This is a genomic window from Blattabacterium cuenoti (genome assembly GCF_014252295.1).
In the GTDB taxonomy this organism is placed as follows: domain Bacteria; phylum Bacteroidota; class Bacteroidia; order Flavobacteriales; family Blattabacteriaceae; genus Blattabacterium; species Blattabacterium cuenoti_V.
On the sequence record NZ_CP059215.1, the window covers coordinates 247,949 to 270,738 of the forward strand.

The window sequence follows — 22,790 nt, forward strand, 5'->3', positions numbered from 1 at the left end:
TAAAATCAATGAACTGTGGAATAGTAGGTCTTCCCAACTCAGGAAAATCGACATTTTTTAACTTTATTTCAAATTCGAAAGTTTTATCAGGAAATTTTCCTTTTTGTACTATAGAACCCAATTATGGAATGACAAAAATTCCAGATAAAAGACTATATGAACTTAAAAAAATAGTTGATCCTATGAAAATAATTCCATCCGAGATAAAAATAGTGGATATAGCTGGTCTCATTAAAGGTTCTCATAAAGGAGATGGATTAGGGAATAAATTTTTATCTCATATTCGTGAAACAAATCTCATAATCCATATGATACGTTGTTTTAATGATATGAATGTTTTGCATGTAGAAGGTTCTATAAATCCTATCAGGGATAAAGAAATTATTGATATGGAATTACAGTTAAAAGATCTAGAAACAATAGAAAAAAGATTGAACAATATAAAAAAGAAAAACGAAATTAATAGATCTGTAAATACACTACAAAAAATTCTATCTTTTTTAAAAAAAGGAAAAAATATTAGAATGTATCCGTTTCAAGAAAATGAAAAAGAACATATAAAGGATTTACAATTATTAACAGTTAAACCTGTTCTTTATGTATGTAATACTGATGAAAAATTGAATGATAAAACTAATTTTCATATAAAAAGAATGAAAAAAATAGTAGAAATGGAAAATTCTATTTTGGTTATTTTATCGTTGAAAAAAAACTGTATATCCTATGAACTCAAAAAAATTTTGAATGAATCTTATAAGTTATTAAACTTGCAAAGTTTTTTTACAATAGGAAAAAAAGAGATAAGATCTTGGACTATTTCCAATAAATGTACAGCATATGAAGCTTCTTCAGTGATTCATACAGATTTTAAAAAAGGATTTATAAGAGCAGAAGTAATTCATTACGAAGATTTTATAAAATATAAATCAGAGGAAAAAATAAAAAAATTAGGAAAAGTTTTTCTAGCAGGAAAAAACTATCTTATTCAAGATGGAGATATTATTCATTTTCGATTTAATCGATAAAAAATTTTTTAGAGTTATTAATTTCTTGTAAAGTTTCGAATATTAATAATATAGTTTTTTCTACATCTTTTTTATGAACCATTTCTACTGTAGTATGCATGTATTTTAATGGTATAGATATCAAAGCAGATGATACTCCTTTGTTGGAATAAGCAAAAGCATCTGTATCTGTTCCTGTATATCTAGGTGATACTAAACGTTGAAAAGGAATTTTATTATTATTAGCAGTATGAACAATAAATTCTCTGATATTTTTTTTTATCGATGGAGAATAACCAATAACTGGTCCTAACCCACATTTTATATCTCCTTGTATTTTTTTATCAATCATAGGACTATATGTGTCATGCGTTACATCAGTGACAATAGCCATATTTGGTCGTATTTCTTGAGAAATCATTTTAGCTCCTCTAAATCCTACTTCTTCTTGAACAGAATTTACTATATATAATCCAAATTTTAAACGAATGTTATTCTCCATAATTATCTTTGCAATTTCTGCTATTATAAATCCTCCTATTTTATTATCTAACGCTCTGGATACAAAATAATTTTTATTCATGATAAAAAATTCGTCAGGATAAGTAATAATACAACCTACATGAACTCCTAAGTTCATAACTTCAGTTTTACTAGAAGCACCAATATCTATAAATATATTATCTATACTAGGATATTTTTCTTCTGAAGATTTTCTTGTATGAATAGCTGGCCATCCAAATATTCCGTGAACAAATCCCATTTCTGTATGAATAAGAACTTTTTTAGATGGAGCTATTTGATGATCGGATCCTCCATTACGAGAAACATATATAATACCATCTTCTGTTATATAATTTACATACCAAGATATTTCATCAACATGAGCTTCAATAATTAATTTGTATGGAGAATCCACATTTATAATTCCTACGGCTGTTCCATATAAATCTGTTTGAATTTTATCTACATAAGAATTAATATAATCCATCCATATTTTTTGTCCTTCACTTTCACATCCTGTTGGAGAAGTTCCATTTAAATATTTTTTCAGAAATTTTAAAGATTCACTGCTAATTGAATAGTTATTTTTCATTTTCATTATTTTATATTTCTATATATCCTTTAAATATAAATTTAACAGATCCAGTTAAATAAATATTTTTATATTCGTTTTTTTTTTCTTCGAATGAAACCCACAATTTTCCTCCCATAGTATTAACAAGAATTTTTGCAGCATAATGAATTTTATTCGTTTTATATGCTGCAATGACAGAAGCGACCACTCCTGTTCCGCATGATAAAGTTTCATTTTCTACTCCTCTTTCATAAGTTCTTACCTTTAATGTAGTCTTATTCAATACTTCTACGAAGTTAACATTAACTCCTTGTTTCAAATAAGGATTTTGAAATCTAATTTTTCTTCCTTCTTGAAACACGTTTATTTTACTTATGTTTTTTACAAATAAAATATGATGAGGAGATCCAGTATTTAAAAATACATTTTCTGAATTAATTTCTATTTTATTTTTTTGAATATCGAGTAAACTTATAGAGACAAAATTGTTATGATTATTTTTTATCATTCCGAAATGATATCCATCTATAGCTCCAAAATAAATTTTCTTTTTTTGTAGTAATTCCATAGCGAAAAAAACTGCACACCTTCCTCCATTTCCACACATCGTACTTTCTTTTCCATCTGAATTGTAATACTGCATATAAAAATCACTTTTATAGTCATTTTGTATGAAAATAATTCCATCTGAACCAATTCCAAAATGTCTATCGCATAATTTTTTTAAATGTTCCTTCTCTATTTTTATTCTTTTTTTTCTAGAATCTATTAGTATAAAATCATTACCTGTTCCCTGATATTTAAAAAAATTCAATTTCATAATTTCAAAAAAAAACGAAGTTAACATTTATTTTTCATAATAAAGTTTTATTTTATTGATCCCTTTCTATCTATTCTAGATATTCTATATATTTGTTTTTTTTCGAAGAAAAATTAACTATAATTCAAAATCAAAATATGAAGAAAATAGTTTTTTACATTGTACTTAGTAGTATTATGAGTTCGATTATAACCATTGCAGGGTATAAAAAATACACCAAAGAAACCAAAGAAGAACTTAATAATACAACATATCCATTATCTTTAGCACAAACAAAACTTATATCTTCTTCTCCTTCTTCTCCTTCTTCTCCTTCTTCTCCTTCTTCTCATTCTTCTCATTCTTCTCCAACATTAGTTCGTCCTACAGTATATCCTGATTTTACTAAAGTTGTGGAGAAAACAATACATGCAGTAGTTAATGTGAAGAATTATTCAAGAAGATACAATAATCAATTTGATCCATTTGATTTCTTTTTTGGATTTCCCGATGATTTTGGATATAAAGAAAAAAAACCTAAAAGAAATGATATTCCTGGACTTCATGGATCAGGAGTAATCATATCTCCTGATGGGTATATTGTAACTAATAATCATGTTATCAAAGATGCAGAAAAGATTGAAATTACTCTTAATGATCAAAGAACTTATAAAGCTGATTTAATAGGAACAGATTCTAGCACGGATATAGCTTTATTAAAAATAAGTGATAAAAATTTACCTTTTATTTATTTTTCGGATTCTAATAAAGTAAAGGTAGGGGAGTGGGTTTTAGCAATAGGAAACCCTTTTGATTTAAATTCTACTGTTACAGCTGGTATAATTAGTGCAAAAAATAGAAGTTTAGGAATATTAAAAGGAGAAGCTCAATCAGCTATTGAATCTTTTTTTCAAACGGATGCAGCAGTAAACCCTGGAAACAGTGGAGGAGCATTAGTTAACACTAATGGAGAGTTAATTGGAATTAATACAGCTATTTCTTCATCATCAGGAAATTTTATAGGGTATAGTTTTGCAGCACCTTCTAATTTAGTAGCAAAAGTTATACAGGATATAAAAAATTATGGAACAGTACAACGTGCATATTTAGGAATAAGAGGAATGGATCTTTCTAAAACAGAACATTTAAAAGACTATAATAAAGAAGCAAATCAAAGTATAAAACCGCAACAAGGGTTTTTAATAGGAGAAGTATTTGATAAAAGTGGAGCTTCAGATGCAGGATTAAGAAAAGGGGATATCATAAAAAGTATAGACGGAATAACTATACAAAATATTGCAGATTTATCATTTATTGTTGGAACCAAACATCCAGGAGATAAAATTAAAGTAAACATTATACGTAATGGATATAAAAAAACTTTTAACGTTACTTTAAAAGATTTACAAGGAAGAAAAAAAATAAGAAATAGAGATGAAATTGGTTTGTCTGAATTATTAGGGATAAAAGTGGAACCACTTAGCAAAGAATCTAAAAGATATTTCGGAATTGATTGTGGAATTAGAATAATAGAAATTAAAACAGGTCGACTAAGTTCTATAGGAATGGAAGAAGGAGACATTATTTTATTGATTAACGGGAAAAAAATAAAAAAAGCTAATGATATTGATCGTGTTTTAAAAAAATACTCAGGAGATGTTACCATAAAATTTATTAAACAAAATGGACAAGTATATATAGCAGGATTTGAAATGAATTAATTAATATTATTATTCCAATAAAAATAAAAAAATGATGTAATTATTCCTAAAATTCCATTAGGAAGCCAAATAGATAAAAACGAAGGAATATAATCTTTTGCTGAATATATTTTTGTAATTTCCATAAAAAAAATGTAAAGAACAGACAATGTAATTCCTATAATAATACCTATTTCACTTTTTTTTCTTTTTGAGGATAAAGACAATCCTAGAATAGTGAATATAAAAGTGGAAAAGGGTAAACTTGTTCTTTGATAATATTCATTTAAATGAATATTTACATTTCTGTTCTTTTTTTCTATATCTATAAATTTTCTCAGATCACAAATATTCATAGTTTCTGCTATATATTCTTCCGGTAAAAGTTCTTCAGGAGTGAAAGAAAATTTTTTGATTTTATAATCACCATTCACAAAAAAATCATAATTTTTTTTTAATAGAGTTTCTCTATAATCATACAAAACATATATTCTATTTCTTTTCCAAAAAATATTTTTGGATTTTAAAATATATATTAATTTTTTACCATGAAATTTTTGATAAACAAAATCTTTTCCTAAATTTTTTTTTCTTGAGAAATTTCTAATGAAAATATATTCATTTTTTGAAATTTGAATACTTATAGATTGATTTCTCTCGTACTTATTTTTATATCTTGTACTTAACATGTATTGATAATGAAATTGATTTTTTTTCCTGTTAGCTACAGGAAGAAAATAATAGTTCACTAATAATGATACAATTCCTATGATAAAAGCCGATATTAAATAAGGAATAGTTAATCTGCTGAAACTTATTCCGCTTGATAAAATGGCCGTAATCTCTGAATTTTTTTCTAATTTATATGTAAAAAAAATGACAGATAAAAAAACGGAAATAGGAGAGAAAGTATTAGCTAACCATATGGACCAAAAAGGATAATAAAAAATTAGAGCTTTTTTAATTGACCCTTGATTATTTTCTAAACGATGCATGCGTTGAGAAATGTCTATCACTACAGATATTAATTGCATAGAAACAGTAATAAATATAAAAGTAAATAAAAGATTACGAATAATATAGCGATCAAGAATTTTCATAAACGTTCTTGTAACAAAGAAATAACAGACTTCTTCCAAAAAGAAAATTTATTGTGCATGATATGGATTCTCGCTTGTTTCATTAAATTGGAATAAAAAGATAGATTATGTATAGAAGCTATCTCCTTAGCTAAATTATCTTTGGATAAAAAAAGATGTCTTACATAAGATTTGCTATATAATCTATCTACATAAGAGTCTCCGAATTCATCTAAACATGAAAAATCTTTTTCCCATTTTTTATTTTTTATATTGATGATTCCCTTCCATGTGAATAACATTCCGTGACGTCCATTTCTTGTAGGAATAACACAATCAAATATATCTATTCCTAGGGAAATTCCCTCCAAAATATCTACGGGATTCCCTACCCCCATTAGATACCTTGGTTTTTCTTTAGGTAAAAAATTCGTCAATAAATCAATGATATTATGTGTTTGTTCTTTTTCTTCTCCTAAACTTAATCCACCTATGGCATACCCTTCAGGATCTAATAAGGATATTTTTTCTGCAGAATACTTTCTTAAATCAGGATAAACACTTCCTTGTAGAATAGGAAAAAAACTTTGCTTATAATCGTATATTTCTGGATTCTTTTGTAAATAAGAAAGACATTTTTTTAACCAAAAATGCGTATTTTCCATAGATTTTTTAGATTCTCGATAACTACAAGGAAAAGGAGGGCAATCATCGAAAGCCATAATAATGTCTCCTCCAATAAAACGTTGAATTTCCATGGATTTTTCTGGAGAAAAAAAATGATAGGATCCATTTATAAAAGATTGAAATACTACTCCATCTTCTGTAATTTTATTAAATTTTCTGAGAGAAAAAACTTGAAATCCTCCACTATCCGTTAGTATAGATTTTTTCCAATTCATGAAAGAATGAATTCCTCCTACTTTATGTAATACTTCAACTCCAGGTTGGAAGTATAAATGGTAGGTATTTCCAAGAATTATTTTTGATATTTTATGTAATTCGTTGATTGGAACTGTTTTAACGCCTCCTTTTGAAGCAACTGGCATAAAAGCAGGAGTTTTTATTTTCCCATGATCTGTTTCTAAAATACCAGTTCTTCCTTTAGAAAGGGGATCTGTTTTAATTAAATGAAATTTCATTTGAAAAAATTTTTTATGATAAATGAAATATATATTAATTGTATCAAATCATAAATATATAGATTTGTAAAAAAAATGTATTTTCGGCATCTTGACTACCATCATGAACCAGTTCTTCTAAAAGAAAGTATAGAAAATTTAATTACAGATAAAAATGGAATTTATATAGATGCAACATTCGGTGGAGGAGGACATTCTTATACTATTTTAAAAAAATTAAATAAAAGAGGAATTTTAATTTCTTTAGATAAAGATAAAGAATCTATAGAAAGAAATATTATTAAGGATAAACGTCTTCATCTATTTCACAGTAATTTTATTCATATACGTAATATTTTGAACCAAAATAATATTAAAAAAGTATCAGGGATATTAGCTGATTTAGGTGTTTCGTCTTTACAAATAGAAAATCCAAATAGAGGATTTTCAAATCAATTAAATTGTCCTTTAGACATGAGAATGAACCAAGAATCTTCTTTGTCTGCAAAAAACGTTATAAACGAATGTTCAGGAAAAGAGTTGTTTCATATATTTCGCGAATATGGAGATTTTAAAAATGCACAAAAAATTGTGAAAAAAGTACTAAAAAAACGTTTTCAAAAAAAAATTGATAATACTTTTGATTTAAGTAACCTTTTTTTTGTTCAAGGATCTTTCAAAAAAAGAAAAAGATTCATTTCCAGACTGTTCCAGTCAATACGAATAAAAGTGAATGATGAAATAAATGTTTTAAAGGATTTTTTATTAGAATCATCTAAAGTTATTCGACCAGGAGGTAGAATAGCTATAATTTCATATCATTCTATCGAAGACAGAGTCGTAAAACATTTTTTTAAAAAGGGTATTTTAATAAACAAAATTAATTGTGAAACTCTTCCATTTAGAATGATCCATAAAAAAGTTATAAAACCAAGTATTCAGGAGATTATAAAAAATACAAGATCCAGAAGCGCTAGGCTAAGAATAGCGGAAAAAATTTAATAATTATTATTTTTTTTAAATAAAATGAAAATGAAAAATAACATGAGAAAAAATATAAAAGATATCCTAAAAGGAAAATTCTTAGTCAAAGACTATGCCTACCGTAGTTGGAATTTCATTCTTTTTCTGACATTTTTATCTTTAATCAGTATTACTAGTTCACACATGATGGATAGAAAAATTAGAAAAATAAATAAAATAAGCGAAGAAATTAAAGAATTAAAATCTGAATATGCAAATTTACATAGTAAATGTATGAAAATGCAATTAGCTTCTTTTCTTAAAAAAAAATTAGTGAATGAATTAAAATATTTAGAGGAACCTCCATATGAATTAATATTAGAAAATAAACAAGAAAAATAATTATAGATACAAGAATCAAATGAAGAATGAATCGAAAAAGGTATATTTTATTATATAAATCTTATTTAATTGGTTTTTTATTCATCTTTATTGCAGCATTAATTATTTTTAATTTGTTCTATATTCAAAATTCTTCAGAAAGATACAAAAAATCTGTGATAGAAAAAACAATTAGAACTAATTTAATTAAGGCTAAACGAGGAAATATTTATTCATCGGATAATAGTATTTTAGTTATGTCTGTAATAAGATATGATATTCACATTGATTTTAGGTCCATATCTGAAAAATTATTTCAAGAAAATGTTCATTCTTTGTGTAACTCATTAGAATATTTATTTAAAAAACCAAAATTTTTTTTCTATAAAAAATTTCAGTTGGAAAAAAAAAGGGGGAACAGATATTTTTTGTTAGCAAAAAATTTAGATTATTCACTTTTCAAAAACTTACGAAAGTTTCCAATTTTCAATAAAGGACAAATAAGAGGTGGTTTTATTGTAGAAAAAAAAATATGCAGAATACATACATTAGAAAATATTGGAAAAAGAACTTTAGGATATGATGATCATAGAGGAAAAGCAGGATTAGAAGGAGCGTTTAGTAAATATTTAAAAGGAAAAGATGGAAAAAGGTTAGAACAGAGGATCAGTTCTAAAATATGGAAACCATTAAAATTAAAAAATGAAATAGATCCAGAAGATGGAAAAGATGTTTATTCAACTATAAATACATCTTTTCAGGATATAGCATATCATGCCTTACTTCAAGAATTGTATATATCTCAAGCAGATCATGGATGTGTTATTCTTATGAATGTAAAAAGTGGAGAAATATCTGCTATGATTAATTTAGAAAAAACAAAAAGAAATACTTACGAAGATTTAAGAAATTTTTCAGTGTGGGAAGGGAATGAACCAGGATCAACGTTCAAAACAATGGCTATTCTTGCAGCCCTGGAAGATAAAAAAATAAATCTTGATATGATCGTTGATGTTAAAGGTGGAGTAATGCAATTAAGAGGAAAAAAAATACGTGATAGTCATTATAATGGATATACAGAAATTAATCCGAAAAAAATTTTGGAATTATCTTCAAATGTAGGAATAGCAAAAATTATTTATGATAATTATAAAAATAATCCAGGAAAATTCATAAAGCACTTATGCAATTGGAAATTAGATAAAAAAATAGGTATAGATATTCCAGGAGAAAGCATTCCTTTCATTCCAAAACCTGGTGGAAAGAATTGGAGTGGTATTACACTACCATGGATGACTTTTGGATATAATATTAAATTAACTCCTTTACAAATACTTACTTTTTATAACGCTATAGCTAATCAAGGTATAATGATTAAACCTTTGTTTATTAGAGAAGTAAAATATCATGGAAAGAGCATAAAAAAATATACAAAACCTATTATAATGAATCCTTCTATAGCGGATAAGTCTTCTCTTATTAAAATTCAAGATATGTTAGAAGGAGTAGTTAAAAATGGAACAGCGAAAAAATATTATAATTCAGAATATCCTTATGCGGGAAAAACTGGAACAACACAGTTAGAATACTGGATTAAAGGTAAACGACTAACTTATAATAGTTCTTTTGTAGGATACTTTCCTGCTAAAAAACCAAAATATTCTTGTATTGTAGTTATTTCAAAACCAAAAAAAGGATACTACGGAATTGAAGTTGCGGTTCCTGTTTTTGATAAGATAGCTAAATCCATTTATCCAAAAATAGAAAAAAAAAAGTTTACTGAAAAAAAAGTAATTCAAAAAAATTTACTGAAAACAATTAGAAAATCAAAAAATTTTTTTGGGGAAAAATGGGTTATGCCTAATTTAATATCCCTTCCTGGAAAAGAAATTATACCTCTATTAGAAAATAGAGGGTTTCATGTTAAATATCAAGGAGTGGGAAAAATTGTTCATCAATCTGTTAAGATAGGACGTCAATTGAAAAAAAATCAGATTATATTTCTTAAACTAGAAGAATGAAAAAGAAATTAAAAGATCTTATACAAAGAGTTAATGTGTTAAAAATAATGGGTGAAAATTCTTCCTTGATAGAAGGAATTTCTATGTATTCCAAAATCATACAAAAAAATATGATTTTTGTAGCAAAAAAAGGGAAAATAACAGATGGACATAAATTTATTACAGATGCCATAAAAAATGGAGCTAATACTATAGTTTGTGAAAAACTACCATATCCCCTTTTTCAAAATATTACTTATGTACTTGTTCCTGATTCTATGAATGCTTTAGGAATTATATCCTCTAATTTTTATGATAATCCTACAAAAAATATAAAATTAATAGGCATTACCGGAACAAATGGAAAAACATCTGTAGCAACGATACTTCATCAGTTATTCTCTAAAATGGGAGAAAAAAATATTCTTATTTCTACTATGGGAATAAAAATATTATCTAACAAATATACAAGTACAACACATACTACTCCAAATATTATTGAAATCAATAAATATTTAAATCTATCAATCCGTAAAGGGTGTAAATATGCTTTTATGGAAGTGAGTTCACATGGAATTCATCAAAAAAGAATTGAAGGATTATTATTTCAAGGTGGAGTTTTTACTAATATTACACATGATCACTTAGATTACCATGAATCTTTTGATCGTTATTTATCTACTAAAAAGTTTTTTTTTGAAAATTTATCTGAGAAAGCTTTTGCATTAATTAATTTGGACGATAAAAATTCGGATAAAATTATAAAAAATATTTTATCTAAAATCTATTTTTATGGTTTGAAAAAAGATGCAAATTTTAAAATTAAAGTTTTAAAAAAAAGTATTCATGGAAGTCAATTACTCATTGATGGTCATACAATTTTTACGAGTTTAATTGGAACATTTAATATTTATAATTTACTAGCAAGCTACGCAACAGCGATTTTGCTAGGAGGAAAAAAAGATTCTATTTTAAAAGAAATAAAAAATATCAAACCTATCAGAGGGCGTTTTGAACAATTTCTATCGAATTCAGGAATTCGTGTTATTGTAGATTATGCTCATAATCCAGATGGATTAAAAACCGTTTTAAATACCATTAATGAAATAAAAAATGATGATAGTAAATTAATTTGTGTTATAGGTTGTGGAGGTAATAGAGATATAAAAAAACGTTCTTTAATGGGAAAAATTGTTTATGAGAAATGTGATGTATCTATCTTTACATCAGATAATCCTAGAGAAGAGGATATAGAAAAAATATTAATTGATATGAAAAATTTTCAATCATTTCTCAAAAAGAAATCTATTTTAACTTTTGTCAGAAGAAAAAAAGCTATTGAAACTGCAATTCGAATTGCAAAAAAAAAAGATATTATTCTAATTGCTGGGAAAGGACATGAAACTTATCAAGATATAAAAGGAAAACGTTTCCCATTTAATGATATGAAAATTGCTAAAGATTTATTAGCAATAAATTAACTCAATTTTTGAGTGTATTCTAATTTAAATTAGAAGTGTAAAGAGATAAGATGATGATTTCTTATATTTTCAAAGACAGAATTTATTTCTCTTTTTTAAGAGAGACAAATTCTGTCTTTTTAAGATCTGCAGTTGCTTTTTTTTTATCATTTTGTATAGCATTGATTTGTTATAAAAAAATTATATGTTGGAATAAGAGAAAAAAGAATGGAATAGGAGAACAAATACGAGATCTTGGACTCATTGGACAAAAAGAAAAAGAAGGAGTACCAACGATGGGAGGAGTTGTAATGATATTTTCTACATTAATTTCTACAATTATTTTTTCTTCTTTGAAAAACATATACGTAATAATGTTGATTACAACAATGTTAATTATGGGGATTGTTGGATTTTTAGATGATTATATTAAAATAAAATATAATAAAAGAGGACTTAGTATAATGGGAAAAATATTAAGTCAGATTTTATTAGGATTTTTGATTGGAAATATTATGTATTTCTTTACAAATACAAATGAATCTATTTTAGATTCAAAATTTTTAGTTAAAAAAGAACATGGTTTTAAAACCACTCTTCCAATTTTTTATTCTAGTCATAATAATGAATTTGATTATGCTTTTTTTTTAAGTTGGTACAATAAAAAATGGAAAAAATATACATGGATTGTTTTTATTCCTATGGTCATTTTAATTATGACATTTCTGTCTAATGGAGCTAATTTAACAGATGGAATAGACGGATTAACAGCCGGAATTTCTTCAATTATTTTTGCTACTTTATCTTTATTATCTATCATATCCAGCAATAAAACATATTCTTCTCATCTTCATTTGATATATATTCCTCATTTGGATGAAATAAGCATATTTTCTTTTTCTTTTATAGGTACTTTGATAAGTTTTCTTTGGTACAATGTTTATCCTGCTCAAATATTCATGGGAGATACTGGTAGTTTAACTATAGGAGCTGTCATCGCAACTTTAGCTTTTATAAATAGAAAAGAACTAATATTACCAATATTGTGTGGAATTTTTTTTATAGAAAATATTTCTGTTATAATACAAGTATTGTATTTTAGATATTCTAAAAAAAAATATGGAATAGGAAAAAGAATTTTTCTCATGACTCCTTTACACCATCATTTTCAAAAACTAGGATATCATGAAAATAAAATTTTTAACCGTTGTCTCATCATACAAATGATTCTTTCTATGTTAGTGTTTATTTTATTAATTATATAAACTATGAAAAAAAAATTAATAGTAATCCTAGGAGGAGGAGAAAGTGGGGTAGGGGCCGCTTTATTAGCAAAAAAAAATAGATTAAAAGTATTTTTGTCTGATTCAGGAATTATTTTAAATAAATACAAAAGAATTTTAATGAAAAACAAAATTCCTTTTGAAGAGAAAGGACATACAGAAAGTATAATAGAAAAAAAAGCTATTAAAGTAATAAAAAGCCCTGGAATTGATAGAAAAAATTCTCTTATAAAAAAAATTAATTTTTTGAAAATTCCTATTCAATCCGAATTGGAATTTGGAATAAGTTATCTAGATAAAGAGAAGCCCTGTATTATAAGCGTGACAGGAAGTAATGGGAAAACAACAACCAGTTCAATAATTTATAAAATACTTCAAAGTAATGGAATTAATGTAGGAATAGCAGGAAATATTGGACATAGTTTTTCCAAAGAAGTTTTAAAAAAAAAAACGTTTATGTATTGGAAGTTAGTAGTTTTCAATTAGATGATTGTTTCAATTTTAGATCAAATATTTCAGTATTATTAAATATTACACAAGATCATTTAAATAGATATGATAATATTGAAAGTTACATGTACTCTAAATTTAAAATAGCAACTTTACAGAAAAAAGAAGATATTTTCATTTACAATTATGATGATCCTATCATCAGAAAGGGATTAAAAAAATATCCTATTTTTTCTATTTGTATTCCTTTTTCCATAAAAAAAGAATTAAATATTGGATCTTATATAAGAAGTAATAAAATATTTATTCGGAATCAAAAAAATCAAGAAATATGTTTCTTAAATATAAGAGATATTCCTTTAATAGGAGATCATAATTTATACAACATTATGGCTTCATTAATTATATCAGAAATATTAAATGTCCAAAAAAAATCAGTACTTCCTATCATATTAAAGTTAAACCCTATAGAACATCGTATGGAAAAAATACTAAATATAAATGGAGTTCAATTTATTAACGATTCTAAAGCAACAAATGTTAATGCTGTTTTTTATGCATTAAAAAGCATAAATGGACCTGTTATATGGATAGCAGGGGGAAAAGATAAAGGGAATGATTATGTAGAACTAATTCCTATGGTTCAAAAAAAAGTGAAAGCCATAATTTGTTTAGGAAAAAACAATGAAAAAATTATCAATTTTTTTAAAAATATTATTGATATTATTTTGGAAACGAAAGATATTCAAAAAGCTGTTTACATGGCTTACATATTATCTTCTCATGGAGATAAGATTCTCCTCTCTCCTTCCTGTTCTAGTTTTGATCTTTTTAAAAATTATGAAGATAGAGGGAATAAATTTAAAAAAGAAGTCATAAAGCTTTTATATGAAAAAATATGAAGAAATTAAGTGTTATTTTTAATAGGTCTCTAAAAGGAGATAGGTATTTATGGGCTTTTATCTCTTTATTAGCTATATTTTCTTTTTTACCAGTATATTCCGCTAGTACTAATTTAGTTAGTACATATGGAGGGACAAATACAGTTTTTAGTTATTTATTAAAACATGCTTTTTTCTTGTTAATTGGTTTTTGTATTCTTTTTTTTACTCAATTTATAGACTATAAATATTTTTACAGAGTGTCTCTACTATCTATTCCGATAGTATTCATTTTATTAGTTTTGACTATTAGTCAGGGAAAAGAATTAGATGGAATAAATGCTTCACGTTGGTTACATATTCCTATTATAAATATATCTTTTCAAACTTCCAGCATTGCTGGATTAGTTCTTTTTATTTATTGTGCTAGATATTTATCAAAGAAAGAAAATATAAATTTCATGAACTCTTTTTTACCTTTATTGTTCCCTATATTTGTTATTATTGGGCTTATTTTTCCAGATAATGGTTCTACTGCAGTTATTGTTTTTATTTCTGTTTTAATTTTGCTTTTTATAGGAGGATATCCATTAACAGGTGTTATGGGAGTTTTATTGATGGGTATTTTATTTGCAGGAATCTATATTTACTCGGTTATAAAATGGGGCGATAAAAATCCAATGAATAGAGTTTACACATGGAAAAGCCGTATAGAACAATTTTTAGATCACGAATCTGAAGAAAGTTATCAAATGAAACAGTCTAAAACGGCAATTGTATTAGGAAATAAATTTGGTCGTGGTCCTGGAAAAAGTGTTTCAAAAGCATTTCTTCCTCAATCTTCTTCTGATTTTATTTATGCTATTATAATAGAGGAATATGGATCTTTTGGAGGAGTAATACTTTTATTTATTTATCTTCTAATTTTGCTTAGGATCATGGTTATAGCGACGAAAGTAAAAAATTATTTTTGCTCTTTATTGGTATTAGCTGTTGGGTTACCTATTATTAATCAAGCACTCATTAATATGGGGATTGCTGTAGGTTTATTTCCAGTAACAGGACAAACTTTACCATTAATTAGTGCTGGAGGTACTTCTATGTGGGTTACTTTTTTTAGTTTTGGTATCATATTAAGTGTTAGTAGAATTATATATAATAATTCAAATAATGATAATTCAACTAATAAAATTATAATTAATCATGAACAATAATATTTCACCGAGAATAATTATTGGGAGTGGAGGAACTGGTGGACATATATATCCTGGAATAGCTATTGCAGATGAGATGAAAAAACAAATTCCAAAAACCAATATTTTGTTTATTGGATCTAAGAATCATATGGAAATGAAAGAAATTCCTAAATTCGGATATTCTATTAAAGAAATTTGTATTTCAGGAGGAAAAGATAAATTTTTTTCCATAGAAGGTTTTATTTTATCTATCAAATTGATATATAGTTTATTTGTGGCAAATAAAATTATCAAAAAATTCTCTCCAGATGTAGTTGTTGGAACAGGTGGATTTGTAAGTTTCCCTACTTTATATGCTGCAAAAAAAAATAAAATACCTATTTTGATTCAAGAACAAAATTCTTTTCCTGGATTAACTAACAGAATATTTTCTCGTTATGCTCATAAAATATGTGTTGCTTATGAGCAAACAAAAAAATACTTCCCAAAAGAAAAAACCATAATAACTGGAAATCCAGTTCGATCTGAAATATTTCAATTACCTAGTAAAAAAAAAGCTTGTATTCATTTAGGACTAAAAATAGAAAGACCTATTATTTTATCTATAGGAGGAAGTCAAGGTTCTAATAGTATGAATAATGCTTGGATAAAAGGGTTAAAAAAACTAATAGAATTAGATATGCAGCTCATTTGGCAAATTGGAAAATTTGATATTCATAAAATAAAAAAAAATAAAATGTCTCATCATTCAAATTTTATTTTAATGGATTTTATTGAAAATATACAGATATGTTATGCTGCAGCAGATATTATTGTCTCTAGAGCTGGAGCTTTAACTATATCAGAAATATGTTTAATAGGAAAACCATATATATTAATTCCTTTTCCTTGGTCCTCTGATGATCATCAGAATAAAAATGCCAAAATATTAGAAGAAAAAGAGGCAGCTTTACTTATTAAAAATGAGGAAATAGAGAAAAAATTAGTGGATTCAACTATTCAATTAGTTAATGATTCCAAAATGAAAAAAAAAATGAGTCAAAACATCCTTAGATTAGGAAAACCTAGAGCTACAAATGATATTGTTAATGAAATTTTACAAATTATTTTATGAATTTAAATAAATTTGATTTTTTTTATTTTCTAGGAATAGGAGGAATGGGGATGAGTTCTCTTGCTAGATATTTTAATTCTGTGGGGAAAACAGTTTGTGGACATGATAGAAATAGAACTTTTTTGACTGAAAAATTAGAAAAAGAAGGAATATACATTAATTATCATGATTCAATAGAATTGTTACCAAAATGGACGATTTCTAAACAATGTTTGATTGTGTATACTCCAGCAATTCCGAATCATCATAAACAATGGATTTATTTAAAGAAATATGGAAAAAATATAAAAAAACGTTCTCAAGTATTGTCCTTTATTGCAGAAAATGGAATTTGTATAGCAATAGGAGGTACACATGGAAAAACAACTACTTGTACTTTTCTAGGACATATTTTATATAGTGCAGGAATTCATATTACTGCTTTGTTAGGAGGAATATCTGAAAATTATAAATCTAATATTATATTGAGTGGCACTCATATTTTTTTGGTAGAAGCAGATGAATTTGATCGTTCTTTTTTATATTTATCACCTAATATTGCATGTGTTACGTCTATTGAACAGGATCATGTGGATACTTATCCAAAAAAAGAAATTTTAAAAAAATCTTATATAGCTTTTTTGAATAGAATAAAAAAACCATATAAAAAAATATTTCTTTGTCAGGAAGAATCTTTTCCACTCATAAAAAATGCTATATATTATTCCGTTATAGGAAAAGCGAATTATTATTCGAATCATATATCTATAAAAGGAAATAAATGGTATTTTGATTTTCATACTCCTACAGAAACATGGAAATTTTTACCTTTACCTATTCCAGGTATACACAATTTAAAAAACGTAACAGCAGCATTAGCTATATCTGACTATCTAAAAATTGATAAAGAAAAAGTAAGAAAAGCTTTGTTTTTATTTAAAGGAATCAAAAGAAGATACTCTATTCATTATCAATCTAAAAAAAAAATATATATAGATGATTATGCGCATCATCCTACAGAAATAAATGCTTTGATTCACACTGTTAAAAAGTGTTTCCCAAATAAAAAGATATTGGGTATTTTTCAACCTCATTTATTTAGTAGAACAAAATTTTTTGAAGAGTCTTTTGCAAGAAGTTTAGAAAATCTTGATATTTTAATCTTATTAGATATTTATCCTGCTAGAGAATTTTATACATATGGAACAATGAATTCCAATAGTTTATTAGAAAAAATAAAAATAAGTTCTAAAAATAAAGAAATATCTACCTTATCCAAGGTTTTGGAAAAAGTTAAAAAAAAACATTTTGATGTTCTTCTTACAATAGGTGCTGGTGATATAGATACCTTAATCATTCCTATAAAAAAATGGTTGTATAAACGATATGGATAAATGAAAAATAAATTCTTTATCCTTATTTTGTTTTTATATGTAATTTGTATGGTATCTCTTTTGTCTTTTTCTCAAAAAATACATCAAAATAGAACTTTGAATAAGTTTAACATTATATTTGATCCCTTATCAAGGGATCATTTTGTAAATGAAGAAATTATTAAAAATATTCTATTTTCTAAAATAGAAAAAATTGAAAAAAAAATCGGTCAATTATGTATATTGAGAATGGAAAAAAAATTAAATAATTATCCTTTTATAAAAAAATCTGAAGTATTTCTTAGTATAGATGGAACTTTGAATATTAAAATTTGGCAGAAAGAACCACTTTTAAGAGTGAAAGATGGAAATCAAGAATATTATTTTACTAAAGATGCAGAAAGTTTAAAACTTTCTCCTTTTTTTTCGTCAAAAGTTATTTTAGCAAAAGGACCTTTTTCCAAAAAAGAAAAAAAATATTTAGTTGATTTGGTCAATTTTATAAATTCTGATGAATTACTCAAAAATCAAATTATTAGCATAAAAAAAAATGATCAAAACTCATTCATTTTAATCCCAAAAATAGGAAATCATCATATTATACTAGGAAATATAAAGAATTTTAAAAATAAATTGAATAAATTAAAAGCATTTTACAAGCAATACCTAAATAGAATAGATATTAGTAAATATAAAAGTATTGATTTACAATATAAAGACCAAATAGTCGCAAAAAAAAGATAAGTCTATGGAATATCAAGATATAGCTATAGGTCTTGATGTGGGAACCACAAAGATTGTAGCTATGGTAGGAAGGAGAAATGAATATAATAAAATTGAGATCTTAGGCATAGGGAGATCTAAAAGTATAGGTGTTCATAGGGGGGTTGTAAATAACATAACTCAGACAATTGAAGCTATTCGTGAAGCCGTATCTGAAGCAGAACATAGTTCTGGATTAAAAATAAAAGAAGTTGTTGTTGGAATAGCAGGTCAACATATTAGAAGTCTACAACATAATGATTATATTACTAGATTAGATTTTGAAAATGTAATTAATCAAAAAGATATACAAAAATTAATAGATCAAGTTCATAAATTGGTGATGCTTCCAGGAGAAGAAATAATTCATGTTCTTCCACAAGAATATAAAGTGGATAGTCAAGCAGAAATCGGGGAACCGATAGGAATGTATGGAAGTCGTTTAGAAGCAAATTTTCATGTAGTTGTAGGGCAAATTTCTTCTATTCGTAATATTGGAAGATGTGTTAAAGCAGCAGGATTAAATTTATCTGGAATGACTTTGGAACCTTTAGCTTCTGCAGAAGCTGTATTAAGTACAGAAGAAAGAGAAGCAGGTGTAGCTTTAGTGGATATAGGTGGAGGGACCACTGATATTGCCATATTTAAAGATAACATTATTCGTCACACTGCTGTTATACCTTTCGGAGGAAATGTCATAACTGAAAATATTAAAACAGATTGTTTGATTATTGAAAGACAAGCAGAATTACTAAAAATAAAATTTGGATCTGCATGGCCTGGAGAAAATAAAGAAACGGAAATTGTTTGTATTCCTGGATTAAGAGGTCGTGATCCTAAAGAAATTTCTTTGAAAGATCTTTCTCATATTATCCATAACAGAGTATGTGAGATTTTAGAACAAGTAAATTTGGAAATAAAAAATTATGGAAATGAAGAACAAAAGAAAAGACTGATTGCAGGTTTAGTTATGACTGGAGGTGGATCTCAATTAAACCATATTCGTCCTTTGACAGAATATATTACTGGAATGGATGTTCGTATAGGTTATTCTAATGAATATATTGCAGGAGGAGAAAACGGTCTTATAAGTAATCCAGAATATGCTACATCTATAGGTTTAGTTATTAAGGGACTGAATGATAAGAAAAAATATCTTTGTACAACTGATATGGTACATAGACATGATGCAAATCATACTTCAGAATTTATTTCTAAAAAGTTTTATAACAAAAATCATAAATCAAATAATGATAATTCGGATCATTCAAAAAAGAAAGAAAATCAAAAAAAATCAAAATCGTTTCTTGAAATTTGGGCAGATAAATTCCGTCAAATATTGAATGATACAGAATAATCAAAAATGAAATGAAAAAAGAAGATTTTATACAACAAAAAAAGGAGAACGTTCAATTTGGATTTCCTAAAAATCGTTCCGCTGCGATTAAAGTAATTGGAGTAGGAGGTGGAGGAAGTAATGCTTTAAGTCACATGTTTGAACAAGGAATTACTGGTGTCGATTTTATAGCATGTAATACAGATGCACAAGCTTTAAAAAACAACCCAGTTCCTGTAAAAATTCAATTAGGAGCTTCTATTACAGAAGGGTTAGGCGCTGGTGCAGATCCAGAAGTAGGAGAAAAAGCGGCTTTAGAAAGTCTAGAAGAAATAAAGAGTGTTCTAGATTCGAATACTAAGATGACATTTATAACAGCAGGTATGGGAGGAGGTACGGGAACTGGTGCTGCTCCAATTATTGCAGGAATTTCTAAAGAAAAAGGAATTTTAACTGTGGGAATTGTTACAATCCCATTTCATTTCGAAGGGAAAATGAGATTGCAACAAGCTCACAAAGGAATAGAATCATTAAGAAAAAACGTGGATTCTCTCATTGTGATTAATAATGACAAATTGAGAGAATTATACGGTAATTTAGGGTTCAAAGCTGGATTTGCAAAAGCAGACGAAGTTTTAACAACTGCAGCTAAAGGAATTGCAGAAGTAATCACTCATCATTATAAACAAAATATAGATTTAAGAGATACTAGAACGGTTCTCAAAGAAAGTGGAACAGCTGTTATGGGTTCTTCCATTTCTGTTGGCGAAAACAGAGCAAAAGAAGCTGTTGTGCAAGCCTTGGATTCTCCATTATTGAATGATAATAAGATCACTGGTGCAAAAAATGTTCTTTTGCTTATTGTTTCAGGAAGAATAGAAATTACTATAGATGAAATTGGAATTATCAGTGATTATATACAAGCAGAAGCAGGAAATAATGCTAACATTATTATGGGAATAGGAGAAGACGAAAGTTTGGAAGAAAGCATATCAGTAACTATAGTAGCTACAGGATTTCCTACTGAAATTCAGAGAGCCATTAATCACGAAGAAAAAAAAATTTTTCATAGGTTAGAAGAACCTTACGAACAAAGATTAACAAAAATAAAAGAAGTTCATTCTTATTCTAAATCTCGAAAAATAGACCCTTTTTCTGTAAAAAAACCCTATCCAAGTCATTCAGATAATAAGAAAGAAAATTTTTTATTAAATCAAAAAAAAAGTGTTTTTGATCAATCTATTAATTCAAATTTTGTAGAAAAAAAACAAAATAAAAAATATATGATGCTAGAAGATAGTTTTGAGCTTCCTATTTCATATAATAAAAATGAAAAAATGTTAAAAAAAAAAGGAAATAATAAAAATGAAAAATTAAATGACTATTAATTTTATTTTAGATTATGGAATCTAATAATATTCCTAAAGGAACGAGGGATTTTTCATTTATTGAGATGAGTAAACGTAATTATTTAATTAAAACTATTCGAAAAAAATTTGAGCTCTTTGGTTTTAATCCAATAGAAACCCCTTCTTTTGAAAATATTTCTACTCTTATTGGTAAATATGGAGAAGAAGGAGATTATTTAATGTTTAAGTTACTTCATTCAGGTAATGTTTTAAAAAAAAGAATTTCAGATTTTTTTCGAAAAAAAAATGAAAAAGAAAAAACGGTTGATCTTGCAAAATTTTTAACTGAACAGATATCTAATAAAGCTCTTAGATATGATTTAACGGTTCCTTTTGTACGTTATGTAGTTATGCATAAAAATGAAATAGTTTTTCCTTTTAAAAGATATCAAATACAACCTGTATGGCGTGCTGATAAACCTCAGAAAGGAAGATTTAGAGAATTTTATCAATGTGATGCAGATATCATATCATCATCATCTTATCAATCATTATGGGAAGAAATAGAATTAATTCAACTATGTGACGAAATTTTTACAAAATTGAACTTTCCTATTATCATCTATATTAATCATAGAGATATATTGGGTGGATTAGTTGAAATTTCTGGAATAAACAATAATTTATTGAAAGATTTTACTACATCTTTAGATAAATGGAAGAAAATTGGACGAGATTTAGTCAAAAAAGAAATGTTATGCAAAGGTATTCCATCTCAGTCATTTGAAAAAATAGAATTTTTTTTCGATATGAAAGAAAATTTTTATAAAAAAGAAAAACACTTAACTGTAGCTTTTCAAGCTTCTCAAAAAGGGAAAAAGGGGATAAAAGATATTAGTTTTATTTATAAAAATATAAAGAACCTTTCTTTAAAGAACACAAAATTGGAATTGGATATTTCTTTAGCTAGAGGAATGAACTATTATACAGGGACAATATTCGAAATTGTTCCATTTCATAGGAATAATGATCCTTCAAATTACATTTCTATTGGTGGAGGAGGAAGATATGAAAAATTAGCCAATTTATTTGGAATGAAAAATATTTGTGGAGTAGGAGTTTCTTTAGGTTTGGATAGAATTTATTTAGCTATGGAAAAAGAAAATTTGTTACAAACTATTTCTTACAATTATCCTTCAAAGGTTTTGTTTATTAATTTTGGAGATGAGGAGGTTTTATATGCATATAAAATGATAAATTTTTTAAGAAAAAAAGGAATTTCCACTCAATTATATCCTCATGCTGTTAAAATAGAAAAACAATTTAGATATGCTAACGATAATAATATTCCATTTACTATTAGTATAGGAAAAAATGAAATTAAGAGGAGTAAAATAAGAGTCAAAAATATTCAAGAAAGAACAGAAAAAGAATATAATAATATCAGTGATGTTGTGAGCCAATTACAATTAATAAAATAAA

At 26.3% G+C, this 22,790-nt stretch carries 18 protein-coding genes and 1 pseudogene; 15 read left to right on the top strand and 4 right to left on the bottom strand.

Annotated features, from left to right (window positions below; translation table 11 throughout):
- Window positions 1-8 precede the first annotated feature (8 nt).
- A complete protein-coding gene (locus H0H40_RS01205) occupies window positions 9-1,025 on the top strand; it encodes a redox-regulated ATPase YchF (RefSeq protein ID WP_185869251.1) in 1,017 nt (338 codons plus the stop codon).
- On the opposite strand, the gene H0H40_RS01210 is transcribed toward H0H40_RS01205, so the two are convergent.
- A complete protein-coding gene (locus tag H0H40_RS01210) occupies window positions 1,015-2,100 on the bottom strand; it encodes a M42 family peptidase (RefSeq protein WP_455708579.1) in 1,086 nt (361 codons plus the stop codon). The two genes, H0H40_RS01205 and H0H40_RS01210, sit on opposite strands and share 11 nt — an antisense overlap.
- A gap of 10 nt (window positions 2,101-2,110) precedes the next feature.
- Window positions 2,111-2,902 carry a diaminopimelate epimerase gene (gene dapF / locus H0H40_RS01215; RefSeq protein WP_185869253.1) on the bottom strand — a complete coding sequence of 264 codons (792 nt, stop codon included), beginning with the start codon at window positions 2,900-2,902 and terminating at the stop codon, window positions 2,111-2,113.
- A gap of 137 nt (window positions 2,903-3,039) precedes the next feature.
- Between dapF and H0H40_RS01220 the strand changes: the two genes are divergently transcribed.
- Window positions 3,040-4,602 carry a Do family serine endopeptidase gene (locus tag H0H40_RS01220; RefSeq protein ID WP_185869254.1) on the top strand — a complete coding sequence of 521 codons (1,563 nt, stop codon included), beginning with the start codon at window positions 3,040-3,042 and terminating at the stop codon, window positions 4,600-4,602.
- Here the strand turns inward: H0H40_RS01220 and H0H40_RS01225 are convergent.
- A complete protein-coding gene (locus tag H0H40_RS01225; RefSeq protein ID WP_185869255.1) occupies window positions 4,599-5,681 on the bottom strand; it encodes an LptF/LptG family permease in 1,083 nt (360 codons plus the stop codon). The two genes, H0H40_RS01220 and H0H40_RS01225, sit on opposite strands and share 4 nt — an antisense overlap.
- Window positions 5,678-6,802 carry a tRNA guanosine(34) transglycosylase Tgt gene (gene tgt / locus H0H40_RS01230; RefSeq protein WP_185869256.1) on the bottom strand — a complete coding sequence of 375 codons (1,125 nt, stop codon included), beginning with the start codon at window positions 6,800-6,802 and terminating at the stop codon, window positions 5,678-5,680. Before tgt ends, H0H40_RS01225 begins: the two co-directional genes overlap by 4 nt.
- Before the next feature lie 75 nt (window positions 6,803-6,877).
- Between tgt and rsmH the strand changes: the two genes are divergently transcribed.
- The 13 genes and pseudogenes from rsmH (at window position 6,878) to hisS (ending at window position 22,789) form a co-directional block, all read left to right on the top strand.
- Complete coding sequence (gene rsmH, locus H0H40_RS01235; RefSeq protein WP_185869257.1) at window positions 6,878-7,783, top strand: 16S rRNA (cytosine(1402)-N(4))-methyltransferase RsmH; 906 nt, start codon at window positions 6,878-6,880, stop codon at window positions 7,781-7,783.
- 24 nt (window positions 7,784-7,807) lie between these two features.
- Window positions 7,808-8,146, top strand: coding sequence for an FtsL-like putative cell division protein (locus H0H40_RS01240; RefSeq protein ID WP_238785695.1), 339 nt, complete (start codon window positions 7,808-7,810; stop codon window positions 8,144-8,146).
- Between the two features lie 26 nt (window positions 8,147-8,172).
- The gene (locus H0H40_RS01245) at window positions 8,173-10,146 is read left to right on the top strand and encodes a penicillin-binding protein (protein WP_185869258.1); all 1,974 of its coding nucleotides are present in this window, start codon (window positions 8,173-8,175) and stop codon (window positions 10,144-10,146) included.
- Window positions 10,143-11,606: a UDP-N-acetylmuramoyl-L-alanyl-D-glutamate--2,6-diaminopimelate ligase gene (locus tag H0H40_RS01250; protein WP_185869259.1), complete on the top strand. Its 1,464-nt coding sequence runs from the start codon at window positions 10,143-10,145 to the stop codon at window positions 11,604-11,606. The genes H0H40_RS01245 and H0H40_RS01250 overlap by 4 nt, the downstream gene beginning before the upstream one ends.
- Window positions 11,607-11,659: 53 nt before the next feature.
- Window positions 11,660-12,850 (top strand): phospho-N-acetylmuramoyl-pentapeptide-transferase, encoded by a 1,191-nt coding sequence (locus H0H40_RS01255; RefSeq protein WP_238785699.1) that lies wholly within the window; start codon window positions 11,660-11,662, stop codon window positions 12,848-12,850.
- Window positions 12,851-12,853: 3 nt separating this feature from the next.
- Window positions 12,854-14,220, top strand: a pseudogene (gene murD / locus H0H40_RS01260) (UDP-N-acetylmuramoyl-L-alanine--D-glutamate ligase).
- Entirely contained in the window at window positions 14,217-15,413 is a 1,197-nt protein-coding gene (locus H0H40_RS01265) for an FtsW/RodA/SpoVE family cell cycle protein (protein WP_185869261.1), read from the top strand. Before murD ends, H0H40_RS01265 begins: the two are co-directional and overlap by 4 nt.
- Window positions 15,403-16,509 carry an undecaprenyldiphospho-muramoylpentapeptide beta-N-acetylglucosaminyltransferase gene (gene murG, locus H0H40_RS01270; protein WP_185869262.1) on the top strand — a complete coding sequence of 369 codons (1,107 nt, stop codon included), beginning with the start codon at window positions 15,403-15,405 and terminating at the stop codon, window positions 16,507-16,509. The genes H0H40_RS01265 and murG overlap by 11 nt, the downstream gene beginning before the upstream one ends.
- Complete coding sequence (gene murC, locus H0H40_RS01275; protein ID WP_185869263.1) at window positions 16,506-17,882, top strand: UDP-N-acetylmuramate--L-alanine ligase; 1,377 nt, start codon at window positions 16,506-16,508, stop codon at window positions 17,880-17,882. The genes murG and murC overlap by 4 nt, the downstream gene beginning before the upstream one ends.
- Complete coding sequence (locus H0H40_RS01280) at window positions 17,883-18,605, top strand: cell division protein FtsQ/DivIB (RefSeq protein WP_185869264.1); 723 nt, start codon at window positions 17,883-17,885, stop codon at window positions 18,603-18,605.
- A 4-nt stretch (window positions 18,606-18,609) separates the two neighbouring features.
- Window positions 18,610-19,980 carry a cell division protein FtsA gene (gene ftsA / locus H0H40_RS01285; protein WP_185869265.1) on the top strand — a complete coding sequence of 457 codons (1,371 nt, stop codon included), beginning with the start codon at window positions 18,610-18,612 and terminating at the stop codon, window positions 19,978-19,980.
- Between the two features lie 11 nt (window positions 19,981-19,991).
- On the top strand, window positions 19,992-21,347 hold the full coding sequence (ftsZ, locus tag H0H40_RS01290) for a cell division protein FtsZ (RefSeq protein ID WP_185869266.1): 1,356 nt from the start codon (window positions 19,992-19,994) through the stop codon (window positions 21,345-21,347).
- A gap of 14 nt (window positions 21,348-21,361) precedes the next feature.
- Window positions 21,362-22,789, top strand: a complete 1,428-nt coding sequence (hisS, locus tag H0H40_RS01295) for a histidine--tRNA ligase (protein ID WP_185869267.1) — start codon at window positions 21,362-21,364, stop codon at window positions 22,787-22,789.
- The last annotated feature ends 1 nt before the right edge of the window (window position 22,790 follow it).

What these genes read in the sequence shown, in the direction of transcription:
- H0H40_RS01205 (WP_185869251.1), top strand. Translation starts at nt 9, where the DNA reads ATGAACTGTGGAATAGTAGGTCTTCCCAACTCAGGAAAATCGACATTT.
- H0H40_RS01210 (WP_455708579.1), bottom strand. Translation starts at nt 2,100, where the DNA reads ATGAAAAATAACTATTCAATTAGCAGTGAATCTTTAAAATTTCTGAAA.
- dapF (WP_185869253.1), bottom strand. Translation starts at nt 2,902, where the DNA reads ATGAAATTGAATTTTTTTAAATATCAGGGAACAGGTAATGATTTTATA.
- H0H40_RS01220 (WP_185869254.1), top strand. Translation starts at nt 3,040, where the DNA reads ATGAAGAAAATAGTTTTTTACATTGTACTTAGTAGTATTATGAGTTCG.
- H0H40_RS01225 (WP_185869255.1), bottom strand. Translation starts at nt 5,681, where the DNA reads ATGAAAATTCTTGATCGCTATATTATTCGTAATCTTTTATTTACTTTT.
- tgt (WP_185869256.1), bottom strand. Translation starts at nt 6,802, where the DNA reads ATGAAATTTCATTTAATTAAAACAGATCCCCTTTCTAAAGGAAGAACT.
- rsmH (WP_185869257.1), top strand. Translation starts at nt 6,878, where the DNA reads ATGTATTTTCGGCATCTTGACTACCATCATGAACCAGTTCTTCTAAAA.
- H0H40_RS01240 (WP_238785695.1), top strand. Translation starts at nt 7,808, where the DNA reads ATGAAAATGAAAAATAACATGAGAAAAAATATAAAAGATATCCTAAAA.
- H0H40_RS01245 (WP_185869258.1), top strand. Translation starts at nt 8,173, where the DNA reads ATGAATCGAAAAAGGTATATTTTATTATATAAATCTTATTTAATTGGT.
- H0H40_RS01250 (WP_185869259.1), top strand. Translation starts at nt 10,143, where the DNA reads ATGAAAAAGAAATTAAAAGATCTTATACAAAGAGTTAATGTGTTAAAA.
- H0H40_RS01255 (WP_238785699.1), top strand. Translation starts at nt 11,660, where the DNA reads ATGATTTCTTATATTTTCAAAGACAGAATTTATTTCTCTTTTTTAAGA.
- H0H40_RS01265 (WP_185869261.1), top strand. Translation starts at nt 14,217, where the DNA reads ATGAAGAAATTAAGTGTTATTTTTAATAGGTCTCTAAAAGGAGATAGG.
- murG (WP_185869262.1), top strand. Translation starts at nt 15,403, where the DNA reads ATGAACAATAATATTTCACCGAGAATAATTATTGGGAGTGGAGGAACT.
- murC (WP_185869263.1), top strand. Translation starts at nt 16,506, where the DNA reads ATGAATTTAAATAAATTTGATTTTTTTTATTTTCTAGGAATAGGAGGA.
- H0H40_RS01280 (WP_185869264.1), top strand. Translation starts at nt 17,883, where the DNA reads ATGAAAAATAAATTCTTTATCCTTATTTTGTTTTTATATGTAATTTGT.
- ftsA (WP_185869265.1), top strand. Translation starts at nt 18,610, where the DNA reads ATGGAATATCAAGATATAGCTATAGGTCTTGATGTGGGAACCACAAAG.
- ftsZ (WP_185869266.1), top strand. Translation starts at nt 19,992, where the DNA reads ATGAAAAAAGAAGATTTTATACAACAAAAAAAGGAGAACGTTCAATTT.
- hisS (WP_185869267.1), top strand. Translation starts at nt 21,362, where the DNA reads ATGGAATCTAATAATATTCCTAAAGGAACGAGGGATTTTTCATTTATT.